Origin of the sequence: Flavobacterium noncentrifugens, from assembly GCF_900100375.1 — a bacterium.
Lineage (GTDB): Bacteria > Bacteroidota > Bacteroidia > Flavobacteriales > Flavobacteriaceae > Flavobacterium > Flavobacterium noncentrifugens.
Map to the genome: position 1 here is coordinate 475,732 of NZ_FNEZ01000003.1, position 18,770 is coordinate 494,501.

At 41.8% G+C, this 18,770-nt stretch carries 16 protein-coding genes; 9 read left to right on the forward strand and 7 right to left on the reverse strand.

The features are described 5' to 3' along the window. Positions 1 to 26 precede the first annotated feature (26 nt). The 6 genes from yidC to guaA form a co-directional block, all read right to left on the reverse strand. A complete protein-coding gene (gene yidC / locus BLS32_RS11675; protein ID WP_091395835.1) occupies positions 27 to 1,931 on the reverse strand; it encodes a membrane protein insertase YidC in 1,905 nt (634 codons plus the stop codon). A gap of 36 nt (positions 1,932 to 1,967) precedes the next feature. Further along, positions 1,968 to 3,581: a CTP synthase gene (locus BLS32_RS11680; RefSeq protein WP_091396139.1), complete on the reverse strand. Its 1,614-nt coding sequence runs from the start codon at positions 3,579 to 3,581 to the stop codon at positions 1,968 to 1,970. A 159-nt stretch (positions 3,582 to 3,740) separates the two neighbouring features. Continuing rightward, a complete protein-coding gene (locus BLS32_RS11685) occupies positions 3,741 to 3,974 on the reverse strand; it encodes a DUF3820 family protein (RefSeq protein WP_091395837.1) in 234 nt (77 codons plus the stop codon). Between the two features lie 82 nt (positions 3,975 to 4,056). Continuing rightward, the gene (locus tag BLS32_RS11690) at positions 4,057 to 6,084 is read right to left on the reverse strand and encodes a PBP1 and LysM peptidoglycan-binding domain-containing protein (RefSeq protein ID WP_091395839.1); all 2,028 of its coding nucleotides are present in this window, start codon (positions 6,082 to 6,084) and stop codon (positions 4,057 to 4,059) included. A gap of 38 nt (positions 6,085 to 6,122) precedes the next feature. Beyond that, complete coding sequence (locus BLS32_RS11695) at positions 6,123 to 6,713, reverse strand: LysM peptidoglycan-binding domain-containing protein (protein ID WP_091395842.1); 591 nt, start codon at positions 6,711 to 6,713, stop codon at positions 6,123 to 6,125. Positions 6,714 to 6,731: 18 nt separating this feature from the next. Next, entirely contained in the window at positions 6,732 to 8,261 is a 1,530-nt protein-coding gene (guaA, locus tag BLS32_RS11700) for a glutamine-hydrolyzing GMP synthase (protein WP_091395845.1), read from the reverse strand. A gap of 214 nt (positions 8,262 to 8,475) precedes the next feature. Here guaA and BLS32_RS11705 point away from each other — a divergent pair, with 214 nt between their 5' ends. From BLS32_RS11705 to BLS32_RS11740, 8 genes are all read left to right on the forward strand, one after another. Beyond that, the gene (locus BLS32_RS11705; RefSeq protein ID WP_091396142.1) at positions 8,476 to 9,342 is read left to right on the forward strand and encodes an alpha/beta hydrolase; all 867 of its coding nucleotides are present in this window, start codon (positions 8,476 to 8,478) and stop codon (positions 9,340 to 9,342) included. A 143-nt stretch (positions 9,343 to 9,485) separates the two neighbouring features. Next, the gene (locus tag BLS32_RS11710; protein ID WP_091395848.1) at positions 9,486 to 10,208 is read left to right on the forward strand and encodes a MotA/TolQ/ExbB proton channel family protein; all 723 of its coding nucleotides are present in this window, start codon (positions 9,486 to 9,488) and stop codon (positions 10,206 to 10,208) included. After that, positions 10,198 to 10,590, forward strand: a complete 393-nt coding sequence (locus BLS32_RS11715) for an ExbD/TolR family protein (protein WP_091395851.1) — start codon at positions 10,198 to 10,200, stop codon at positions 10,588 to 10,590. The genes BLS32_RS11710 and BLS32_RS11715 overlap by 11 nt, the downstream gene beginning before the upstream one ends. A gap of 6 nt (positions 10,591 to 10,596) precedes the next feature. After that, on the forward strand, positions 10,597 to 10,968 hold the full coding sequence (gene crcB, locus BLS32_RS11720) for a fluoride efflux transporter CrcB (protein ID WP_091395854.1): 372 nt from the start codon (positions 10,597 to 10,599) through the stop codon (positions 10,966 to 10,968). Positions 10,969 to 11,019: 51 nt separating this feature from the next. Beyond that, entirely contained in the window at positions 11,020 to 12,024 is a 1,005-nt protein-coding gene (locus BLS32_RS11725) for a DHH family phosphoesterase (protein ID WP_091395857.1), read from the forward strand. 6 nt (positions 12,025 to 12,030) lie between these two features. After that, positions 12,031 to 12,594: a gliding motility-associated peptidyl-prolyl isomerase GldI gene (gldI, locus tag BLS32_RS11730; protein ID WP_091395859.1), complete on the forward strand. Its 564-nt coding sequence runs from the start codon at positions 12,031 to 12,033 to the stop codon at positions 12,592 to 12,594. Between the two features lie 6 nt (positions 12,595 to 12,600). After that, positions 12,601 to 13,719: a peptidylprolyl isomerase gene (locus tag BLS32_RS11735; RefSeq protein WP_091395862.1), complete on the forward strand. Its 1,119-nt coding sequence runs from the start codon at positions 12,601 to 12,603 to the stop codon at positions 13,717 to 13,719. 137 nt (positions 13,720 to 13,856) lie between these two features. Continuing rightward, positions 13,857 to 15,110: a peptidylprolyl isomerase gene (locus BLS32_RS11740; RefSeq protein ID WP_091395865.1), complete on the forward strand. Its 1,254-nt coding sequence runs from the start codon at positions 13,857 to 13,859 to the stop codon at positions 15,108 to 15,110. Between the two features lie 52 nt (positions 15,111 to 15,162). Here the strand turns inward: BLS32_RS11740 and BLS32_RS11745 are convergent, their stop codons facing one another. Continuing rightward, the gene (locus BLS32_RS11745) at positions 15,163 to 15,594 is read right to left on the reverse strand and encodes a hypothetical protein (protein ID WP_091396144.1); all 432 of its coding nucleotides are present in this window, start codon (positions 15,592 to 15,594) and stop codon (positions 15,163 to 15,165) included. A 151-nt stretch (positions 15,595 to 15,745) separates the two neighbouring features. On the opposite strand from BLS32_RS11745, the gene BLS32_RS11750 reads away from it, so the two are divergent. After that, the gene (locus BLS32_RS11750) at positions 15,746 to 18,724 is read left to right on the forward strand and encodes a beta strand repeat-containing protein (RefSeq protein ID WP_091395867.1); all 2,979 of its coding nucleotides are present in this window, start codon (positions 15,746 to 15,748) and stop codon (positions 18,722 to 18,724) included. Positions 18,725 to 18,770: the final 46 nt, after the last annotated feature.

Genomic DNA, 18,770 nt, shown 5'->3' on the forward strand with positions numbered 1-18,770 from the left:
TCCTTTTAAATCAGGAGCTTTTGTTCTTATTTTTTAGGCATTTTGGCTTTTTGGGCTTCGGCCTGTTCCATCATTTCCTGCATTTTTTTCTGGAACTTGCTTTGCGTTTTTGGCTTCAGCTTGTTTTCCTGGATTTGTGCGTGGATTTTCTTTTCATCCACAACATAACGTTTGATGACAATCATAATTCCAATCGTAATTAAATTCGAAATGAAATTGTATAAACTCAGTCCGGAACCATAATTGTTGAAGAAAAACAACATCATTAGCGGTGAAATATAAATCATGATTTTCATGATCTTGCCCATATCCGGCATGCCTTCCTGTTGTGGAGCCGCCATTTGCTGGTCGCCTGTTGTCATTTTCATGTAAAAGAAAATCGCGATGGCTGCCAAAATTGGGAACAAACTGATGTGGTTTCCGTAGAACGGAATGTAGAACGGCAATTTTACCACCGCATCAAATGACGACAAATCATCTGCCCAAAGGAAGCCTTTTTGCCTCAGTTCGATTGCCGATGGGAAAAACTGGAACGACGCATACATAAACGGAATCTGGATCAAAGCCGGAATACAGCCTGCCATTGGATTCACGCCGGCTTTGTTGTAAAGCTTCATCGTTTCCTGCTGTTTTTTCATCGGGTCTTTGCTGAACTTTTCGTTCACTTCATTGATCTCCGGACGCAACACTTTCATCTTCGCCTGGGATAAGAATGATTTATACGTAATCGGCGACATGGCAATTTTGATGATGATCGTGAAGATGATGATCGCGATTCCGTAAGCGATGAACGAACTTAAAAATCCGAATAAAGGCACAAAAACGAATTTATTGATCCATCCGAAAATGCCCCAACCCAGCGGCACAATTCTGTCGATATTGCGGTCGTATTTCTTTAAGATCTTATAATCTGCCGGCCCGTAATACCAGTTCATTTTGTAATCAATCTCGCCATTTGTGAAGTCCAGCGGAACTTTAGCATTGAACTGTTTCGTAAATGTCGTATCGATTTTTTCGTCATTTACAAGGTTTTTCGAATGTAAGGTTACTTTGTCAAATGCTTTATGCGTCAATAAAATCGATGCGAAAAAGTGCTGCTTAAAAGCGATATACGTAACTTTATCTGCGGTTTCGGTTTTTTCTTTACTCAATCCGAGGTCGCTGTCTTTGCCGTCTTCATATTCGTATCTTAAATCTACATAACGGTTTTCATAGCTTACGCTCGGCTCGTTTCTGTAGGCTTTCAGATCCCAGTCCATTTCAAGCGGTTTCGAAGTATTTAAAACCTGGCTTAAATCCTGTGAACGCACGTCGAAATCGAGCATGTAATCGTTAGGCTTGAGCGTATATCGGTACTCTAAAAACTGGTTTACACCTGCTTTTAAACGCATCGTCAACACCTGATTTCCGGCAACTGTTGTCAGCGTTGGCTCAAAATACATATTTTTTGTATCAAGCGTGCGGTTGTCACGCGTTTGAAGTTTGATGTTCAGGTTTGCGTTGTTATTTTTGATCAGTTCGACCCATTCGCCCGAAGTTTTCTTGATGCGTTTGAAATCTTTCAGTTTGGCCTCAACAATATAACCGCCTTTATTGGAGATTTTAAGGCTGATCAGTTTATTTTCGATTGTCGTGAAATCGCTTTTCGCCGATGGAAGTGTTGCAGAATAAGCAAATCCGCCCAAAGTGCCTTGTAAGGCTTTGAGTTTTACAGAATCATTGGCGATGTCTTCGATTTTCGCAACCGTCAGCTCTTTGGCTGAAGCCGCATTGTCTGCCTTCGCTTCGCTGATTTTTAGTTGTTCTTTCTTGGCTTTTTCGAGGGCGATTTCTTTTTCAGACGGCTGGTTCTGGTACATGATCCAGATCAGGATTCCGAAAATTAAGATAAATCCGATAATCGAATTCAGGTCAAACTTTTTTTGTTCCATTGTCATTTTTGGGCTGCTTTCGCTTTCCGTTGTTAATTATTTCTTTTTTGACTGTACGGTCGCCGCCACAAAGCTCACGAAAAGCGGGTGCGGATTAGCAACGGTACTTTTATATTCGGGATGGTATTGCACACCGATGAAAAACGGATGGTTTTCCAGTTCGACGATCTCTACCAAACCGGTATCCGGATTGGTTCCGGAAGCTTTTAAACCGGCCGCTTCGAGTTGTTCCAGGTAATCTCCGTTGAACTCGTAACGGTGGCGGTGGCGCTCTAAAATTGAGGTTTGCCCATAAATTTCAGAAGCTAATGTATTTTCTTTAATGTCACATTTCCAGGCACCTAAACGCATCGTCCCGCCTTTGTCTGTGATTACTTTTTGCTCTTCCATTAAGTCGATGACCGCGTGTGCAGTTCCGGCATTCATTTCGGTCGAATTGGCATCTTTCAATCCCAAAACATTTCTTGAATATTCGATCACCGACATCTGCATGCCAAGGCAAATCCCAAAAAATGGAATGTTGTTTTCGCGTGCAAAACGAATCGCTTCGATTTTCCCTTCAATGCCGCGTTCTCCGAATCCTGGCGCCACTAAAATTCCGTCAAGGTCAAAAAGTTTGGCTTTTACATTATCCGAATCGATATATTCTGAATGTACAGAAACCACATTGACTTTCGTTTCATTTGCCGCTCCGGCGTGAATGAATGCTTCAAGGATCGATTTATACGAATCCTGCAATTCGACATATTTCCCGATCAGGCCGATGTTTACGACATGTTTTGGGTTTTTCAAATGCTGCAAAAAGATGTTCCAGTTTTTTAGATCCGGAGATGATTTTTTTGGCAGGTTTAATTTTTTCAATGCAACCACATCCAAACCTTCTTCAAGCATTAAATTCGGCACTTCATAAATCGTTGACGCATCGATCGACTGGATCACGGCTTCGCGTTTTACGTTGCAGAACAAGGCCAATTTATTGCGCAGTTCATCTGACAATTCGTGTTCGGTTCGGCACACTAAAATATCAGCTTTAATTCCGCTTTCCATCAACGTTTTAACCGAATGCTGTGTCGGTTTCGTTTTCAATTCTCCGGCTGCAGCCAAAAACGGCACGAGCGTTAAATGCACAACAATCCCGTTGCTTTCGCCGAGTTCCCAAACCAGCTGGCGAACTGATTCTATGTAAGGTAACGATTCGATATCGCCGACGGTTCCGCCAATTTCTGTGATCACGATGTCGTAATCGCCGGTATTGCCGAGCTGCTGCATGCGTTCTTTGATCTCATTGGTAATATGCGGCACGACCTGCACCGTTTTTCCAAGAAACTCGCCTCTTCGTTCTTTTTCAATCACCGAAAGGTAAACCCTTCCGGTCGTAACATTATTCGCCTGAGACGTTGGAACATTCAGGAATCTTTCATAATGGCCTAAATCCAAATCGGTTTCAGCGCCATCATCGGTTACGTAACATTCGCCGTGTTCGTACGGATTTAATGTTCCGGGATCGACGTTAATGTATGGGTCGAATTTCTGGATCGTCGTCCTGTAACCCCTGGCTTGTAATAATTTTGCCAATGACGCCGCGATTATCCCTTTTCCAAGAGAAGATGTCACACCGCCTGTAACAAAAATATATTTTGTCTGATTCATTTTGTTGTTGTTTGTTGTGTTGTTGTAGTTGCGTAAAAAACGTGGCAAAAATACGATTATTAATTGATAATGGATAATGGATAATGGACAATTATAGCATTGATCCGAAAAAACAAAATCACGCATAAAATTTCATTCGCCAATTGGCCCGTTTTCCAATTAAATCGGTTTCGGATATTGCTTTTTGATGTTTCGGATGAGTTCCTCAAGCCCGTTTAATTTAAGTTCATAAACGAGTTGCAGCTGCTGGCCGAGTTGGCCTTTAGGAAAACCTTTGTTGCTGTACCAAACGACATAATATTCGGGCAGGTCGATCAAATGCCAGCCTTCGTATTTACCGAAGGGCATTTTGGTATGCGCGAGTTTGATGAGGAGTTTTTGCTGGTCGTCCATGGTTTTAGTCAAAAGTTGGAAAGTCGGAAGTCATCCCGCAAATGCAAAGACTTTCGACATTTAGACTTTAGGTTGAAGTATTTTAATTCACTTGTTTTACAGACAGATCGTCCTGGTATTCTAAGATATAAATCCCTTTGTTTACGTAACCTGACGAATCTTTTTTAGCATATTCGAATTTACTTTCAACCTGTTCGGTTTTGTCTTCGGTCACTGAAGTTTCAAAGCTTTTTCCCTGTGACAAACGCAACATCGTATCGAAAGTAATATCAAATCCGCGTGTGGCGTACTGGCTTGGGAAAATCTTATTTTGCTTTTTGTAGTTATTTTCAAAAACAGTCGCTTCAGGAGAATTGTTTTCTCTTGTAAATGACGGATACAACATTTTCAAAATAGTTAATCTTTTAAGTGAAATCTCTTCAAAATCGAGTGTTTCGTTTGGTTCGATGATCGCCAATTGGATTTGAAAATCTGACATTGCGGCAAGCAAAGCATTGGTTGTACTCAGGATCATTCCGGTTTTTTCTGTATCCAAAATCACATAATTTATGTGGTCTTTGACCATTAACGATTTCATATTGTCGACATCCACAGCACCGACTTCGGTAATATTTACGAATTTTGAACCCGGATAATTTTTACTGATGAATTCTTTATTAGCGATTTTTTTCGGATCGCTAACAATGATGATGTTTCCGTTTTTCGACTTCATAAATTCGAACATCGCTGCTTTGGAACAATCCAACGGTGGCATCGCCTGGTATAAATTCGAATAAGGTTTTCCGATTTCTTTTGACAATGGAGAAATCACAGGCACATTGTTTTTCCCGACCAATTCGGCTACTTTTTCGATGTATTGCTGGTAAAATGGCCCGATGATCGCGTCGGCATTTGCAAGATTATTATTTTGTACCAATGCAGCGACATTCGATGATGTTTTGCTTTCTTCCGAATCGAGGATTTTCACGTCAATGTTAAGTCCGAGTGCTTTCGCAGAATCGATCGCCACCAAAGCACCCGAATAAAAATCGAGCGTCATATTAAGGAAGGCATCTTTTTTAAGTCGCATGCCAATTGTTTTCAAAGTGTCGCCCTGGATTTTTGTCGCATTGAACGGCAACATCAAAACCAATTGTTTTTTGTCCTGTACTTTTACAGATTTGGATAAATCGGCAACTTTTGCGTTTGGAGCACTTGAAGCATTTTTTTCAACAGGCTGCACCACAACCGAACCTTTTCCCGGAACTTTTAAGATCATCCCGGTTTTTACGCCTTCTTTTAAAGTCGGATTCAGTATCATCAATTCTTCTTCGGTAATGTCGAAAGTTTTGGCCAGGCTGAAAAGCGTTTCTTTCGGCTTCACTTCATAATTTGCAAATCCGCTGAAAGTTGTTTTTTTGACGGTTTCCGTTTTTGTAGTTTCAGGTTGTGAAACTTCATGCACAACAGGTTTTGGCTTTTCAACTGCAACATTAGAAGTTGCTTTTGGAGCCGTTCCTGAAATGAGCAATTTATATCCGACAGGCAAATTAGAAACGATTTCGGGATTTTTCTTTTCGAGTTCTGCAATGCTGATCTTGTATTTTTTGGCAATGCCGAATTTGGTTTCTTTCGGTTCCACAACATGATACGTATTTTTATCAGATGCCGGAGTTGGGGCTGTTTTCGTCTCAACAACGGTTGCTTTTACTGGAGCTTTGACTTCGGGAACTGTTGCCGGGGCAGATGAACTACCAGGAATTTTAACGGTTTGCCCTACTTTTAATCCGTCTTTTACAATGTCGGGATTGAGTTTTTTGAGTTCATCAACATCGACGTTATAAGTACGTGAAATGCTGTACAAAGTTTCTTTTGCTGCAGCCGTATGTGTTTTTCCCGAAACCGCAGTTTTTGAAGTAGCCGACGGAATCAAGATCACATCGTTTTCTTTAATGCCGCTTTGCGAATCAGGATTGAGTTTGTAAATATCAAAAGGCGTGACCTTATATTTTGTAGCGATTTGCGTAATCGTTTCCCCTTTTGCAACGGTATGCTTCACATAAGCCTGTGCAGATGCGATCGAAGTTAGCGAAAAAAAGAAAATGCAAAAAGTAAGAATCAGACGGTTCATTGTAATTTGTTTAGCAATATTGGCCTGCAAATGTAACGCTATTTTTTGTTTTTTGTTTTGGATGTGGACGCAATTTCATTGGCCGGAACGACATCTGACCCGATTGAAGATTCATTTTCACCAAGCACTCTTGTAGATGGAATTTTGATGACCTGCCCGATTTTGAGACCTTTAGTATTTAGTACATCATTGCTCATTTTGATTTCGGCAATAGAAATGCCATATTTTCTCGACAAACCAGATAGCGTTTCACCCGATTGGACGGTATGCTCCGTTTGGTTGTCGCGATCAATAACCGTCACACCAGTGGGCTGCTGTTGCTGGTTTTCATTTTCAGCAACAGCAGTTTCCGTCTGTGGTTCTTCTATGATTTGTTGTGCTTTTGTATTGTCTTTTATGGGCACGGGAATTTGCAACACCATGCCTTCGCTGATGCCGTTGACCGCAAATTTGTTGAGGCGGTAAATTTCCGTTGGATTGGCTAAATATTTCTTTGAGATCATCCGGACTGTTTCTCCGAGTTGTACCTGATGGCTTACTATGGTGACCGGAACCTCTTTATTTTTGGCTTGGCCCATACCGATCTGAAACACACAAACTACAAACAAAAACAGTACAATTCTTCTCATACTCCGAAATTTTTTAAGTTACTCCCATTCTATTGTCGCTGGTGGTTTTGAACTAATATCATAAACCACGCGGTTGACGCCTTTGACCTTATTGATAATGTCATTGGACACTTTCATTAAGAAATCGTATGGAAGATGCACCCAGTCAGCGGTCATTCCGTCGGTAGATTCAACGGCACGAAGCGCAACTACTTTTTCATAAGTACGCTCGTCGCCCATCACGCCTACACTGTTTACAGGCAGCAAAATAGCACCGGCCTGCCACACTTTGTCATACAATCCCCAGGATTTCAATCCGTCTATAAAAACGGCATCAACGTCCTGCAATATACGAACTTTTTCCAAAGTGATATCACCTAATATTCTGATACTCAATCCCGGACCTGGAAACGGGTGCCTGCCCAGCAATTCCGGGTCGATTCCCAGAGTTGCGCCTACCCTGCGAACTTCATCTTTGAACAACATCCGCAACGGTTCAACGATTTTTAGCTTCATAAAATCAGGTAAACCGCCCACATTATGATGCGATTTTATAGTTGCAGATGGTCCTTTTACAGATATCGATTCGATGACATCCGGATAAATCGTTCCCTGAGCAAGCCATTTTACATTTTCGAGCTGGTGTGCTTCATCATCAAACACTTCAATAAACGCTTTACCGATGGCTTTCCTTTTTTGTTCAGGATCGGATATGCCTTCTAGCGCCGCCATGAATTTATCGGTGGCGTCGACGCCTTTCACGTTTAAGCCCATGTCTTTATATTGGTGCAAAACGCTTTCAAACTCGTTTTTGCGCAACAATCCATTATTAACAAAAATGCAATATAAATTTTTGCCAATCGCCTGATGCAGCAAAACCGCGGCTACCGTTGAATCGACACCGCCCGAAAGTCCGAGGACGACTTTATCATTTTGTAATTTCTCTTTTAATTCGGCTACTTGCTCTTCAACAAAAGCATTTGGCGTGAAATTCTGTGGTACTTCAGCGATTTTCACCAGGAAATTTTCGAGGATTTGCTTGCCATCTGTCGAATGATATACTTCAGGGTGAAACTGGATCGCATACGTGGGTTCGCCTTCAATTTTATAAGCTGCATTTTCAACGTCGTGCGTGCTTGCGAGCCTGATTCCGTTTGCCGGAAGCGACTTGATCGTATCACTGTGCGACATCCAGACCTGGGAATTTTCGGCTACGCCAAAGAAAAAATCTTCTTCGTTTTTGACATACGATAAATTCGCACGGCCATATTCGCGGGTATTTGATGGAGCGACTTCACCGCCGCTGAAATGCGCGAGGTATTGCGCGCCGTAACACACTGCGAGCAAAGGCAATTTTCCGCGGATTTCCGATAGATCCGGATGCGGCGCGTCATCGGCACGGACCGAAAACGGGCTTCCGGAAAGGATTACGGCTTTATAACTTGATAAATCACCCGGAACGTGATTGTAAGGAAAGATTTCGCAGAAAATGTTGAGTTCGCGAACCCTTCGCGCAATAAGTTGTGTGTATTGCGATCCGAAGTCTAAAATAAGTACGTTGTGTTGCATCTGTAAAGTTTATAAACTTTTAAAAGTGTTGTTTGTGAGTTAGTTGCTTTTTTTATCCCGAAAAATAAAAGTGCAAATGTACAATTAAATGAGGAAAACCGAATGTAAAATTTATCATCCGTACCCGAAAACAATCTGCTTCGACATTGTGTATGGCGGTTTTAAAATTAAAAACAATTCTTGTTACCTTTACGAGCCATCAAAAGTCCATATTATGAAAAAAATCCAATTCCTGCTCCTTATTTTATTCTCGTTTTTTACAACTATTTCTTATGCCGCAAAAGTCGACACCTTGGATATTGCAAGTTCCACCATGGGAAAAACGTATAAAGCCGCAGTTGTTCTTCCCGAATCCTACGCGAAAAACAAAAAAAATTACCCAGTCATGTATTTGCTACACGGTGCTTACGGGCATTTCAGGGATTGGCTTTCGAGCACACCCGATAAAGAAACAGTGAAGAATTTAGCCGACAAATACAACCTGATCATTGTCATGCCAGAAGGCGAAACCTTTAGTTTTTACATTGACAGCCCCGTAAATAAAGGCAGCCAGTTTGAAACATATATCACTCAGGATGTCATTGGAAAAATAGATAAAACGTATCGCACCGTTGCCAATAAAAATGGCCGGGTGATCACTGGGCTTTCGATGGGCGGACATGGCGCTTTGTATCTATCGGCTAAGCATCCCGAATTATTTTGTGCAGCCGGAAGCATGAGCGGCGCGGTTGATATGGGAAGCATCCGAAATCCTGAATCGGCAGAACGCGTGAACAAATTGCTCGAACCTGTTTTCGGAACTACACCTGCTTCTCAGGAAGTTTTAGATTCAAATTCCGTGTTAAGAATGGTCGACAAAATTAAAAGCAATGGATTGCCCTTAATTATTGATTGCGGTGTAGATGATTTTCTGATCGAACCAAACCGCGAATTGCACCGAAGATTGGTTTATGCCAAAGTGCCGCACGATTACACCGAACGTCCGGGCGCGCATACCTGGGAATATTGGCAAAATTCAGTAGCATACCATATTTTGTTTTTTTCTAAAATTTTACAGAATAATGGCGTAGCGGTCAAATAAAAACCGTCGTTTCATACTTAATGAAACAATCTGCCGTTATCCACAGTATTGAAAAATCTATGTTCATAAAAAAAACTTTTAAATCTCAGGCTCTTTAAAAAATTGCGCATTTTTGTAAACTGACTTAATAAACGACAATACCTATGACCTTTTTGAATTTTGCATTACAGGCCGCTCCGGTTACCGACACGATCGCAAATGCTGCCGCCGCAGCCGCAACTACAGAAGTCAGCGTGACTGAAAACGTTTCTTATCTTGACTTTATCCTCAAGGGCGGAGTTATGATTTACCCACTGATCGTATTGCTTTTCTTTTGCATCTATGTGATTATCGAACGTTATTTATCAATTAAAAAAGCCACCAAAATGGACAGCAACATGGTCAATGATGTGAAGATCCAATTGCGTGCCGGCCGACTCGACAATGCGATCATGCTTGCCGGACGTGAAAATACCGCCGCCGGAAATATCTTAAAAAGCGGTGTATCAATCATTGGAAGACCAATCAGCGAAATCGAATCGGTGATGGAAAAAACGACCGATGTTGAAGTCGCACAAATGGAAAAAGGCCTTGGTTATCTGGGTTTGATTTCTGGTATTGCACCGATTTTGGGATTCATCGGAACCATTTCCGGGGTAATCAAAATTTTCCATACGATTTCAAACACAGGAAATCTGAATATCCAGACGATTTCAGGCGGTTTATACGAGAAAATGATCAGTAGCGGCGCCGGATTGGTTGTGGGCGTGATCGCTTACTGCGCCTACCATTTATTTAATATGCTGATTGACAATTTCGCTTTGAAAGTGCAGAAACAATCATTGGAAATCATCCACGTAATTCAAGATCCGCAAAATGGCAATTAGAAAAAACAGGCGCTTCCATCCCGAAATCCCGACGTCGTCACTCAGCGACATCATGTTCTTTTTGTTTTTGTTTTTTCTGATTATCTCGACTTTGGCCAATCCTAACGTGATCAAACTGACATTGCCGAAGGCGCAGACGAACGAAACCACAAACAAAGACCACATCAGCATTTCGGTTACCGAAGACAAGAAATATTACCTTAATAAAGAGGAAGTTCCGTTTGACCAACTCGAACAGGCTTTATATGACAAAACGACTGCCGCCAATGACAAAACCGTTGTGGTGCGCGTTCCTGCTGATAATAAAGTTCAGGATTTAGTCGATTTGATGCAAATGGGCGTGAAATTAAAGCTGAATTTTGTGATCGCAACTTCAAAATAGTTTAAGATGGTAAAAACCGTACTTTTAGTCACGCTCGGCGGCGGAATCGGAAGTGCTTTTCGCTATCTGACTACGGTTTTTGTCAATAAATATTATGCGTCAGCATTTCCACTGGCGACTTTCATAATCAACATTCTCGGCTGCTTTTTAATTGGTTTGCTAATGGGATTCTTCCAGAAAAATAACCTGCCCGATTCCAATTTGAAATGGCTGCTCGTTACCGGATTTTGTGGCGGCTATACTACTTTTTCCGCGTTCGGATTTGAAAATATTTCACTCCTGCAAAGCAATAACGGTGTAACAGCGATGCTTTACATCTGCACAAGCGTTATAACCGGCTTATTAGCAGTCTGGGGCGGACTCATTTTAGTGCGCTAAGAACTTGTTAAATTGTTCCCAGTTTCCCAAAAAAATGTAACTTCGCGTCCTATGACGAATGACGATATTCTGGCAATTAAGGAATTGCTTTCCACACCGAAGAAAATAGCGATAATCCCGCACCGCAGCCCAGACGGCGACGCCATGGGTTCTACACTTGCACTCTATCATTTTTTACTGAAAATGAACCAGTTACCAACAGTTGTCGCACCGAATGAGTTTCCTGGATTTTTAACCTGGATGCCCGGTTCTGAGAAGGTTTTAATTTTTGAAAAAGACCGCGCCAACAGTACGAAAGTGCTTCAGGAAGCAGAAATTGTTTTCGTATTGGATTTCAATGCGTTCCACCGTACGGGCGAAATGGAGCATGTTTTGAACAAGCTTACGACGATTTTTATCATGATCGACCATCATGAAAAACCTGATACTTTTGCAAAATACACGTATTCCGATACCGGATTTGGATCAACCTGCGAGATGATTTACAATTTCATCTGCCTGTTGGGCGAAAAATCGTTGATCGACCAAAAAATCGCAACCTGCATTTACACGGGAATTTTAACCGATTCTGGTTCGTTCCGATTTCCAAAAACAACAGGAACGACGCACCGGATCATTGCCGATTTGATCGATCTTGGTGTAAAAAATACTGAAATCCCAACTTTATTATTCGACAACAATTCATACGAAAGCCTGCAATTGCTCGGGCAAGCACTTCAAAACATGAAAGTCGTACCAGAATTGCATACGGCTTACATCGCGCTTTCCCAACAGGAACTCGACAAATACCATTATGTAAAAGGCGATACTGAAGGCATTGTCAATTACGGCCTTACGATCAAAGGCATTCACTTTGCCGCGATTTTCATCGAACATACAGATGAAAGAATTATTAAGATCTCATTCCGTTCCCAAGGCGGTTTTGACGTCAATAAATTTGCCCGAGAATATTTTAGCGGTGGCGGACATATCAACGCAGCAGGCGGTAAATCGAATCTTTCACTCGAGGAAACGGTTAAAAAATTCGAAAAAATCATCCACGAAATCACAATATAACCTACTATGAAACATTTCAAAAATTTATTAATATTGCTGCCTGCGCTTGCCATTGTGGCTTGTTCGCAGCAACAGGCACGCGAACCGATGTCGCAATCTTCGGGGACTTTTATGAAAGAATCTGTCGAGCGCAATAAAAAACTCATCGCCGGCGAAGAAGGGAAAATCGATTCGATCATTAAAAGCGAACCCAATTCAAAATACATCGCTTCGAATAAAGGCTATTGGTACAAATATGAAAATAAGATTACGAGCGATACACTGCGTCCAAAAAAAGGCGATGTAGCCAATTTCAATTACGAAGTGAAAGACCTGAACGGAAATGTGATTTATTCTGAATTGGAGCTTCGACCGCAAACCTATCATGTTGATAAAGAGCAAAAAATTATCATCGGACTGCGCCACGGAATCAAATTAATGCATAAGAATGAAGCGGTAACTTTTCTTTTTCCGTCGCATTTGGCGTATGGATATCACGGCGACAATAGAAGAATCGGGCACAACGAACCGTTGATTGTCACAGTGACCTTAACCGATTTCAAACCTGAAAACAAACTAACCACAGACTAATTTAAAATGAAAAGAAGCTTTTTTCTATTGTTGCTGACTTTTGCAACATTGATTTCCTGCAAGGAAGAACACAGCAATTTGCCCGACGGCTTATATGCTGAAATTGAAACCAACAAAGGCAATATCATTACCCAATTGGAATTTGAAAAAACACCGATTACCGTAGCCAATTTTGTTAGCCTTGCCGAAGGAAAAAACACATTTGTAAACGCGGAATATAAAGGCAAACCCTTTTTCGACGGACTCAAATGGCACCGCGTGATCAAGGATTTTATGATTCAGGGTGGCGATCCTTTAGGCAACGGATCGGGCGATACCGGTTATAAATTCAAAGATGAATTCACTGATTTAAAACATGACAAACCTGGCGTAATGTCAATGGCAAACGGCGGGCCAGGAACAAACAGCAGCCAGTTTTTTATTACGCATGTTCCAACACCGTGGCTTGATGGAAAGCACACGATTTTCGGTCATGTTGTTGAAGGAATGGATATCGTAAATAATATCGAACAGAATGACGGCATTCTTTCTGTAAAAATCATCCGCAAAGGTGATGCTGCGAAAAAATTCGACGCTGTAAAAATCTTTACCGATTTCTTTAAAAATGAAGCTGAAGCCCAAAAGAAACAGGCGATCACCGATGGGGAAAATAAAGCAAAATATGACGCCCAATATAAAGTTGTAAAAGAGCAAAGAGTGGCGTCAATTGCCGAATTACGCAAAACTGCAACCAAAACAAAAAGCGGGCTTGCCTATAAAATCATCAAAAAAGGAAGCGGTAAAAAACCGGCAGCCGGTGCACCAATTTACATTCATTATGCTGGTTTCCTTGAAGATGGAAGTTTGTTTGACACCAGTATCGAAAGTGTTGCCAAGATATTTGGGAAATTCGACCAAAGAAGAGCCGATGCACAGCAATACCTGCCAATTCCGTGGCAAGCTGGCAAAAAAGACGGCATGATCCCCGGATTTATCGAAGGCATCGAACAATTATCTTATGGCGATAAAGCGATCATATTCATCCCTTCGAATTTGGCTTATGGCGCTCAGGGCGCAGGTGGCGTAATTCCGCCAAATGCAAATATTGTATTTGAGATTGAGCTTTTTGAAAATCAAAACAATTAATAATTTCATGGATTGGTTTTAATCGAAATAGCCAAATTTATTAATTATTCATTATTAACTATTAATTAAAATATGGGGACTAAACCTGAAAATCCCTGCAATTGCGAAGTGAGTAAGGAGTTTTTTAATCAAAAAAAATGAAAATTAAAGTTATCGCTTTATTGTTTTTGGGAATGATGTCTGGATTTGCCCAAACGACCAAAAAACCGGCTTCTAAGAAAGTAGCGCCTATAGTCGGAACTAAAAAAGCAACGCCAAACACAGCGGCTTCAAATGAAGGTATTTTTGCAGAATTTGAAACTTCAAAAGGGAAAATTACCGTACAATTGGAATACAAAAAAGCACCGGTAACGGTTGGAAACTTTATCTCTTTGGCCGAAGGCACGAATACTTTTGTAAGCGATGCAAAGTTTAAGGGAAAACCTTTTTACGACGGATTGAAATTCCACCGTGTCATTAAAGATTTCATGATACAAGGCGGCGATCCGGCTGGAAATGGTTCTGGCGGACCGGGCTATGGCTTTAAAGACGAAATTGTCCCGGAATTTACATTTGATAAAGGCGGGATTTTGGCTATGGCCAATTCAGGCCCGGCTACAAACGGAAGTCAGTTTTTCATCACCCATAAAGACACACCTTGGTTGAATGGAAAACACACGATCTTTGGTTATGTGACTTCAGGTATGGACGTGGTGAATGCAATTGCTCAGGATGACGTCATCAAAAAACTTACAATCGTAAGAAAAGGTGCCGATGCGAAAAAATTCGACGCTGCAAAAACCTTTACCGATTATTACGCCAACAAAGCTGACGACGATAAAAAGCAACAAGCGGTTCAGGCTGAAGCCAGAAAAAAACAGGAAGAAGCTGCCGCTGAAGCCAAAAGGGTTTATGACGAGAAATATGCACCGGTAAAAGCAGACAAACTAAAATATCTAAACGGCTTGAAAGCGACTGCAACCACGGCCCCATCAGGATTGCAATACAAAGTCCTGAAACCAGGAAACGGAAAGAAAGCGGTTGACGGAACAAATTTCTATGTCCATTATGCCGGTTATCTTGAAGACGGAACTTTGTTTGACAGCAGCTATGAAGAAGTGGCAAAAGCCTATGGAAAATATGACGCAAACCGCGCGGCACAAAATGGATACCAGCCGTTTCCTTTCCAGGCAGGCAAAAAAGACGGCCTGATCCCTGGATTTCTTGAAGGCTTGAGCGACATGACTTTCGGTGAGAAAAAAGTATTGTTCATTCCGGCTGCATTGGGTTATGGAGAACGTGGCGCTGGTGGCGTCATTCCACCGAACGCAAACATCATTTTCGAAGTGGAAATGTTTGAAGCTTTGCCAACGCCTCCGGTTGGAGGACCAACATCTGACAAGAAAAAATAATAAAATCCATAATATACAAAAGGGCTAATTTTCGTTAGCCCTTTTTTATTGTTTAAAACTTCCAGTCGAGTTCGTCTTTGCTATTGATCACAGCGCCGAGTTCTACTTTAATGATCTGCCCGAATTCTGATTGCAGAATAATCCAGTTTGCTTCATTGAAATGGTTTTCAGTCATGTCGAAATCTTCCTGTTCCCATGTTTTAAAACCTTTCGAAATCAATACTTCTTTGATTTCAGAAGGCTTGGCGCCGATGATTTTCTGATCCAGCAAAACCAGATCGGGATTTGATGAAATCAGATAACCGAGTTTAAAATCTTCATCTTCATAAAAAGTCAGGCGCAATTTATCCTGATTGTATACGTAAATCACATTCTGGTCGTCGTCTTTAAAATTTTTATCAGGTTTGCCGAAAATACCTTCGACATCTTTTTGCTTCATGCCGAAAATGAGTGGGCCAATGCCGAATTGTGGATTTATCTTCATCTTTTTTTTTCCAAAGTTAGAAATTATATGGCTAATGTACTTTTGCCTTAAAACTTTATTTAAGTTTTTATTAACACCAAAAATAAAAACCAAGATCAGGATTTGAGCGTAACCATAAGTATATAAATCTATTAACCAACAATTTTTCACTATGAAACAACCAATTACTCTTACAAAAATTGTGTTGATTTTATTCCTCACAACAGGAATTTCAATGCAGGCACAAATCGTTTTTACCGGTGCTGATGATGGCTCAGCAGGCTCATTACGAAATCAGGTTGCCGCTGCAAGTGCCGGTTCCATTATCATCATTTCACCTTTAGTGACGACTATTACACTTGCCAACGGTGAAATTGCAATTGACAAATCTCTTGTCATTACAGGAAACGGTATTCTTAACACTACAATCAACGGTACGGCAAACGGACGGATTTTCAATGTTACCAACGGAAATGTGGTATTCAATGATTTGGAACTTACCAATGGAACTGCAGAAAATGGAGGTGCTATTTATGTTGCAAATGCGACTCTCGGAATCAACAACTCGAAAATCACCAATTCGATTGCCAATGGAACTTCCGGAAGCGGCGGCGGAATTTATGTCGGATCTGGCGCCAATCTTACTGTTTTTAACACTACTATTTCCGGAAATCGGGCCAATCGCGCGGGTGGCGGAATCGAAACAGTAGCCGGAACCACGCTCACACTCACCAATGTTACTCTTGAATCAAATAATGCCGGCCTTCCGCCTGCTGTAGCGTCCCCGGGGAATGGTGGCGGATTGCATATTACCGGTGCCGCAACGGCAACCATCAACGGTGGTAATGTGCGGTTGAATATGGCGGCGGCTGAGGGCGGCGGATTGTGGAACGGAACCGGAACGATGACCATTGATGGGACTACAATCTCACAAAATACGGCATCAGGCGTAGCAGCTGATAATGGCGGTGGCGGGATTTACAATCTGAATGGCGGAACAGTAAATATTTCAAATGCTACGATTTCTTCTAACATTGCTAACGGTACTTCCGGAAGTGGCGGCGGAATTCTGAATGATGTAGGATCAACATTGGTTGTAACCGATTCACAAATCACTGGAAATACGTCAAACCGGGCTGGTGGCGGAATTGAAAATAATGCCGGAAATGTGACTTTAACCAATGTCAGTTTAAACGAAAATACCACTTTTACCTCACCAGGAAATGGCGGTGGATTGCACGTTACTGCTGCCGGAACTACGACAGTAAACGGCGGAACTGTAAATGCAAACAATGCTGGAGCGGAAGGTGGCGGTTTATGGAATGGAACCGGAACTATGACCATTGACGGAACGACAATTAACGCAAACAGGGCAACTGGCGCTTTAGCAGATCAGGGCGGTGGCGGAATTTACAATTTGAATGCCGGAACCTTGATCGTACGCAATGCAACCATCAGCAATAACATTGCAAACGGAACTTTGGGAAGCGGTGGCGGAATTTTAAATGATGTTGGATCACAACTTACAGTGACCAATTCTTCCATTACCGGAAATATTGCGGTTCGCGCCGGAGCTGGAATCGAAGACAATTCGGGCACAAGCACGATTATTTTGACAGATGTGAACCTCAACAACAATTCGGTAACTGGCCCTCCTGGAAATGGCGGTGGGCTGCACATCACTGGTGGTGGAAGCGCAACCATTACACGCGGAACAGTTAGCAACAATACTGCGGCACTTGAAGGTGGTGGTTTGTGGAACGGATCCGGAACGATGACCGTTACCAATACCACAATTAACGCCAACATTTCACAAGGAGCAGCTGCCGACGACGGTGGCGCAGGAATTTTTAATACTGCCGGAATATTAAACGTTACGAATACAATTATCACAAATAATATCGCAAATGGATTAAGCGGAAGCGGCGGTGGAATTTTTAGCCTTGCCGGAACCGTAACCATTATGGATTCAGAACTGCGCTCGAATTCGGCAAACCGTGCTGGTGGCGCAATTGAAGTCGTTGCCGGAACACTTGCGATCACAAATTCAAGCCTGACCTTTAACGATGTGGATGGCGGAGCAGGAAATCCTAATCCAGGAAATGGCGGCGCACTTCATATTACAGGCGTGACTACCGCAAACATTTCGGGTTCATTTGTATCTGAAAATCTGGCAAGACGAGAAGGCGGCGGATTGTGGAACCAAACCGGCAGCACAATGACTGTTAGCAATACTTCTGTAAATTCAAATAAAGCCAGCGGACCAGACGCAACCCACGGCGGCGGCGGAATTTTTAATAACGGCGGAACTTTAATGCTAAACAATTCTACTATTGCAAATAACAAATCCCTTGGCGCTTCTGGAAATGGAGGCGGAATCCATATAAAAACCGGATTAGCAACAGTATTACTCACGACTGTTTCGGGAAATACTGCTGCAAACAGCGGCGGAGGAATCTTTAACAATGCAGAATTGTCTGTAAATGCTGCAACCATTGCAAATAATACCGCAGCTACAGGAGGCGGAATTTCCAATACAAGCGTAGTTGTTCCTAATCTTAAAAACTCGATTGTTGCAACCAATACAGCTGCTTTAGGTGCCGATTTATCAAACACTTTAGGCATTTACATTTCAAATGGATACAACCTTATCGGAAGTGACAATACCAATGTATTTGTTTCCGGAACCGGAGATGTCGAAGGCAGCAATCCGCTCTTAGCGCCTTTAACAGATAATGGCGGTTCAACTTTAACACACGCATTGCTGGCGGGAAGTCCGGCTTTGAACGCGGGAAATCCAACCGATTTATTTAATGATCAAACCGGAAATGCTGTATTTGGCGGAAGACGCGACATTGGTGCTTTTGAAGTCCAGTCGGTACTTGCAGCAGAAAACTTTGCATTTAAAAATTCAATGAAAAGCATCATTTATCCAAATCCGGCAACGAGCGGAAAAGTAAACATTAAGCTTACCTCGGATTTTGGAAATGCAAACGGTAGAATCGTAGAGATCGGAACCGGAAAAATCGTTCAGCAATTCGTTGCAGAAAATACAACAGAAGTAAATACTTCAGCATTGTCAAGCGGCATGTACATCATTCATCTTACAGGCGATAATATCACAGAATCGCATAAGTTGATAATCAATTAAGAAAGTGTTTTTTGTTTAGAATAAAAAGCTCTTGTATTTTATGCAG

Bases quoted from the DNA above. Each gene is read 5' to 3' on its own strand.
- yidC (WP_091395835.1), bottom strand. From the start codon at position 1,931: ATGGAACAAAAAAAGTTTGACCTGAATTCGATTATCGGATTTATCTTA.
- BLS32_RS11680 (WP_091396139.1), bottom strand. From the start codon at position 3,581: ATGAATCAGACAAAATATATTTTTGTTACAGGCGGTGTGACATCTTCT.
- BLS32_RS11685 (WP_091395837.1), bottom strand. From the start codon at position 3,974: ATGGACGACCAGCAAAAACTCCTCATCAAACTCGCGCATACCAAAATG.
- BLS32_RS11690 (WP_091395839.1), bottom strand. From the start codon at position 6,084: ATGAACCGTCTGATTCTTACTTTTTGCATTTTCTTTTTTTCGCTAACT.
- BLS32_RS11695 (WP_091395842.1), bottom strand. From the start codon at position 6,713: ATGAGAAGAATTGTACTGTTTTTGTTTGTAGTTTGTGTGTTTCAGATC.
- guaA (WP_091395845.1), bottom strand. From the start codon at position 8,261: ATGCAACACAACGTACTTATTTTAGACTTCGGATCGCAATACACACAA.
- BLS32_RS11705 (WP_091396142.1), top strand. From the start codon at position 8,476: ATGAAAAAAATCCAATTCCTGCTCCTTATTTTATTCTCGTTTTTTACA.
- BLS32_RS11710 (WP_091395848.1), top strand. From the start codon at position 9,486: ATGACCTTTTTGAATTTTGCATTACAGGCCGCTCCGGTTACCGACACG.
- BLS32_RS11715 (WP_091395851.1), top strand. From the start codon at position 10,198: ATGGCAATTAGAAAAAACAGGCGCTTCCATCCCGAAATCCCGACGTCG.
- crcB (WP_091395854.1), top strand. From the start codon at position 10,597: ATGGTAAAAACCGTACTTTTAGTCACGCTCGGCGGCGGAATCGGAAGT.
- BLS32_RS11725 (WP_091395857.1), top strand. From the start codon at position 11,020: ATGACGAATGACGATATTCTGGCAATTAAGGAATTGCTTTCCACACCG.
- gldI (WP_091395859.1), top strand. From the start codon at position 12,031: ATGAAACATTTCAAAAATTTATTAATATTGCTGCCTGCGCTTGCCATT.
- BLS32_RS11735 (WP_091395862.1), top strand. From the start codon at position 12,601: ATGAAAAGAAGCTTTTTTCTATTGTTGCTGACTTTTGCAACATTGATT.
- BLS32_RS11740 (WP_091395865.1), top strand. From the start codon at position 13,857: ATGAAAATTAAAGTTATCGCTTTATTGTTTTTGGGAATGATGTCTGGA.
- BLS32_RS11745 (WP_091396144.1), bottom strand. From the start codon at position 15,594: ATGAAGATAAATCCACAATTCGGCATTGGCCCACTCATTTTCGGCATG.
- BLS32_RS11750 (WP_091395867.1), top strand. From the start codon at position 15,746: ATGAAACAACCAATTACTCTTACAAAAATTGTGTTGATTTTATTCCTC.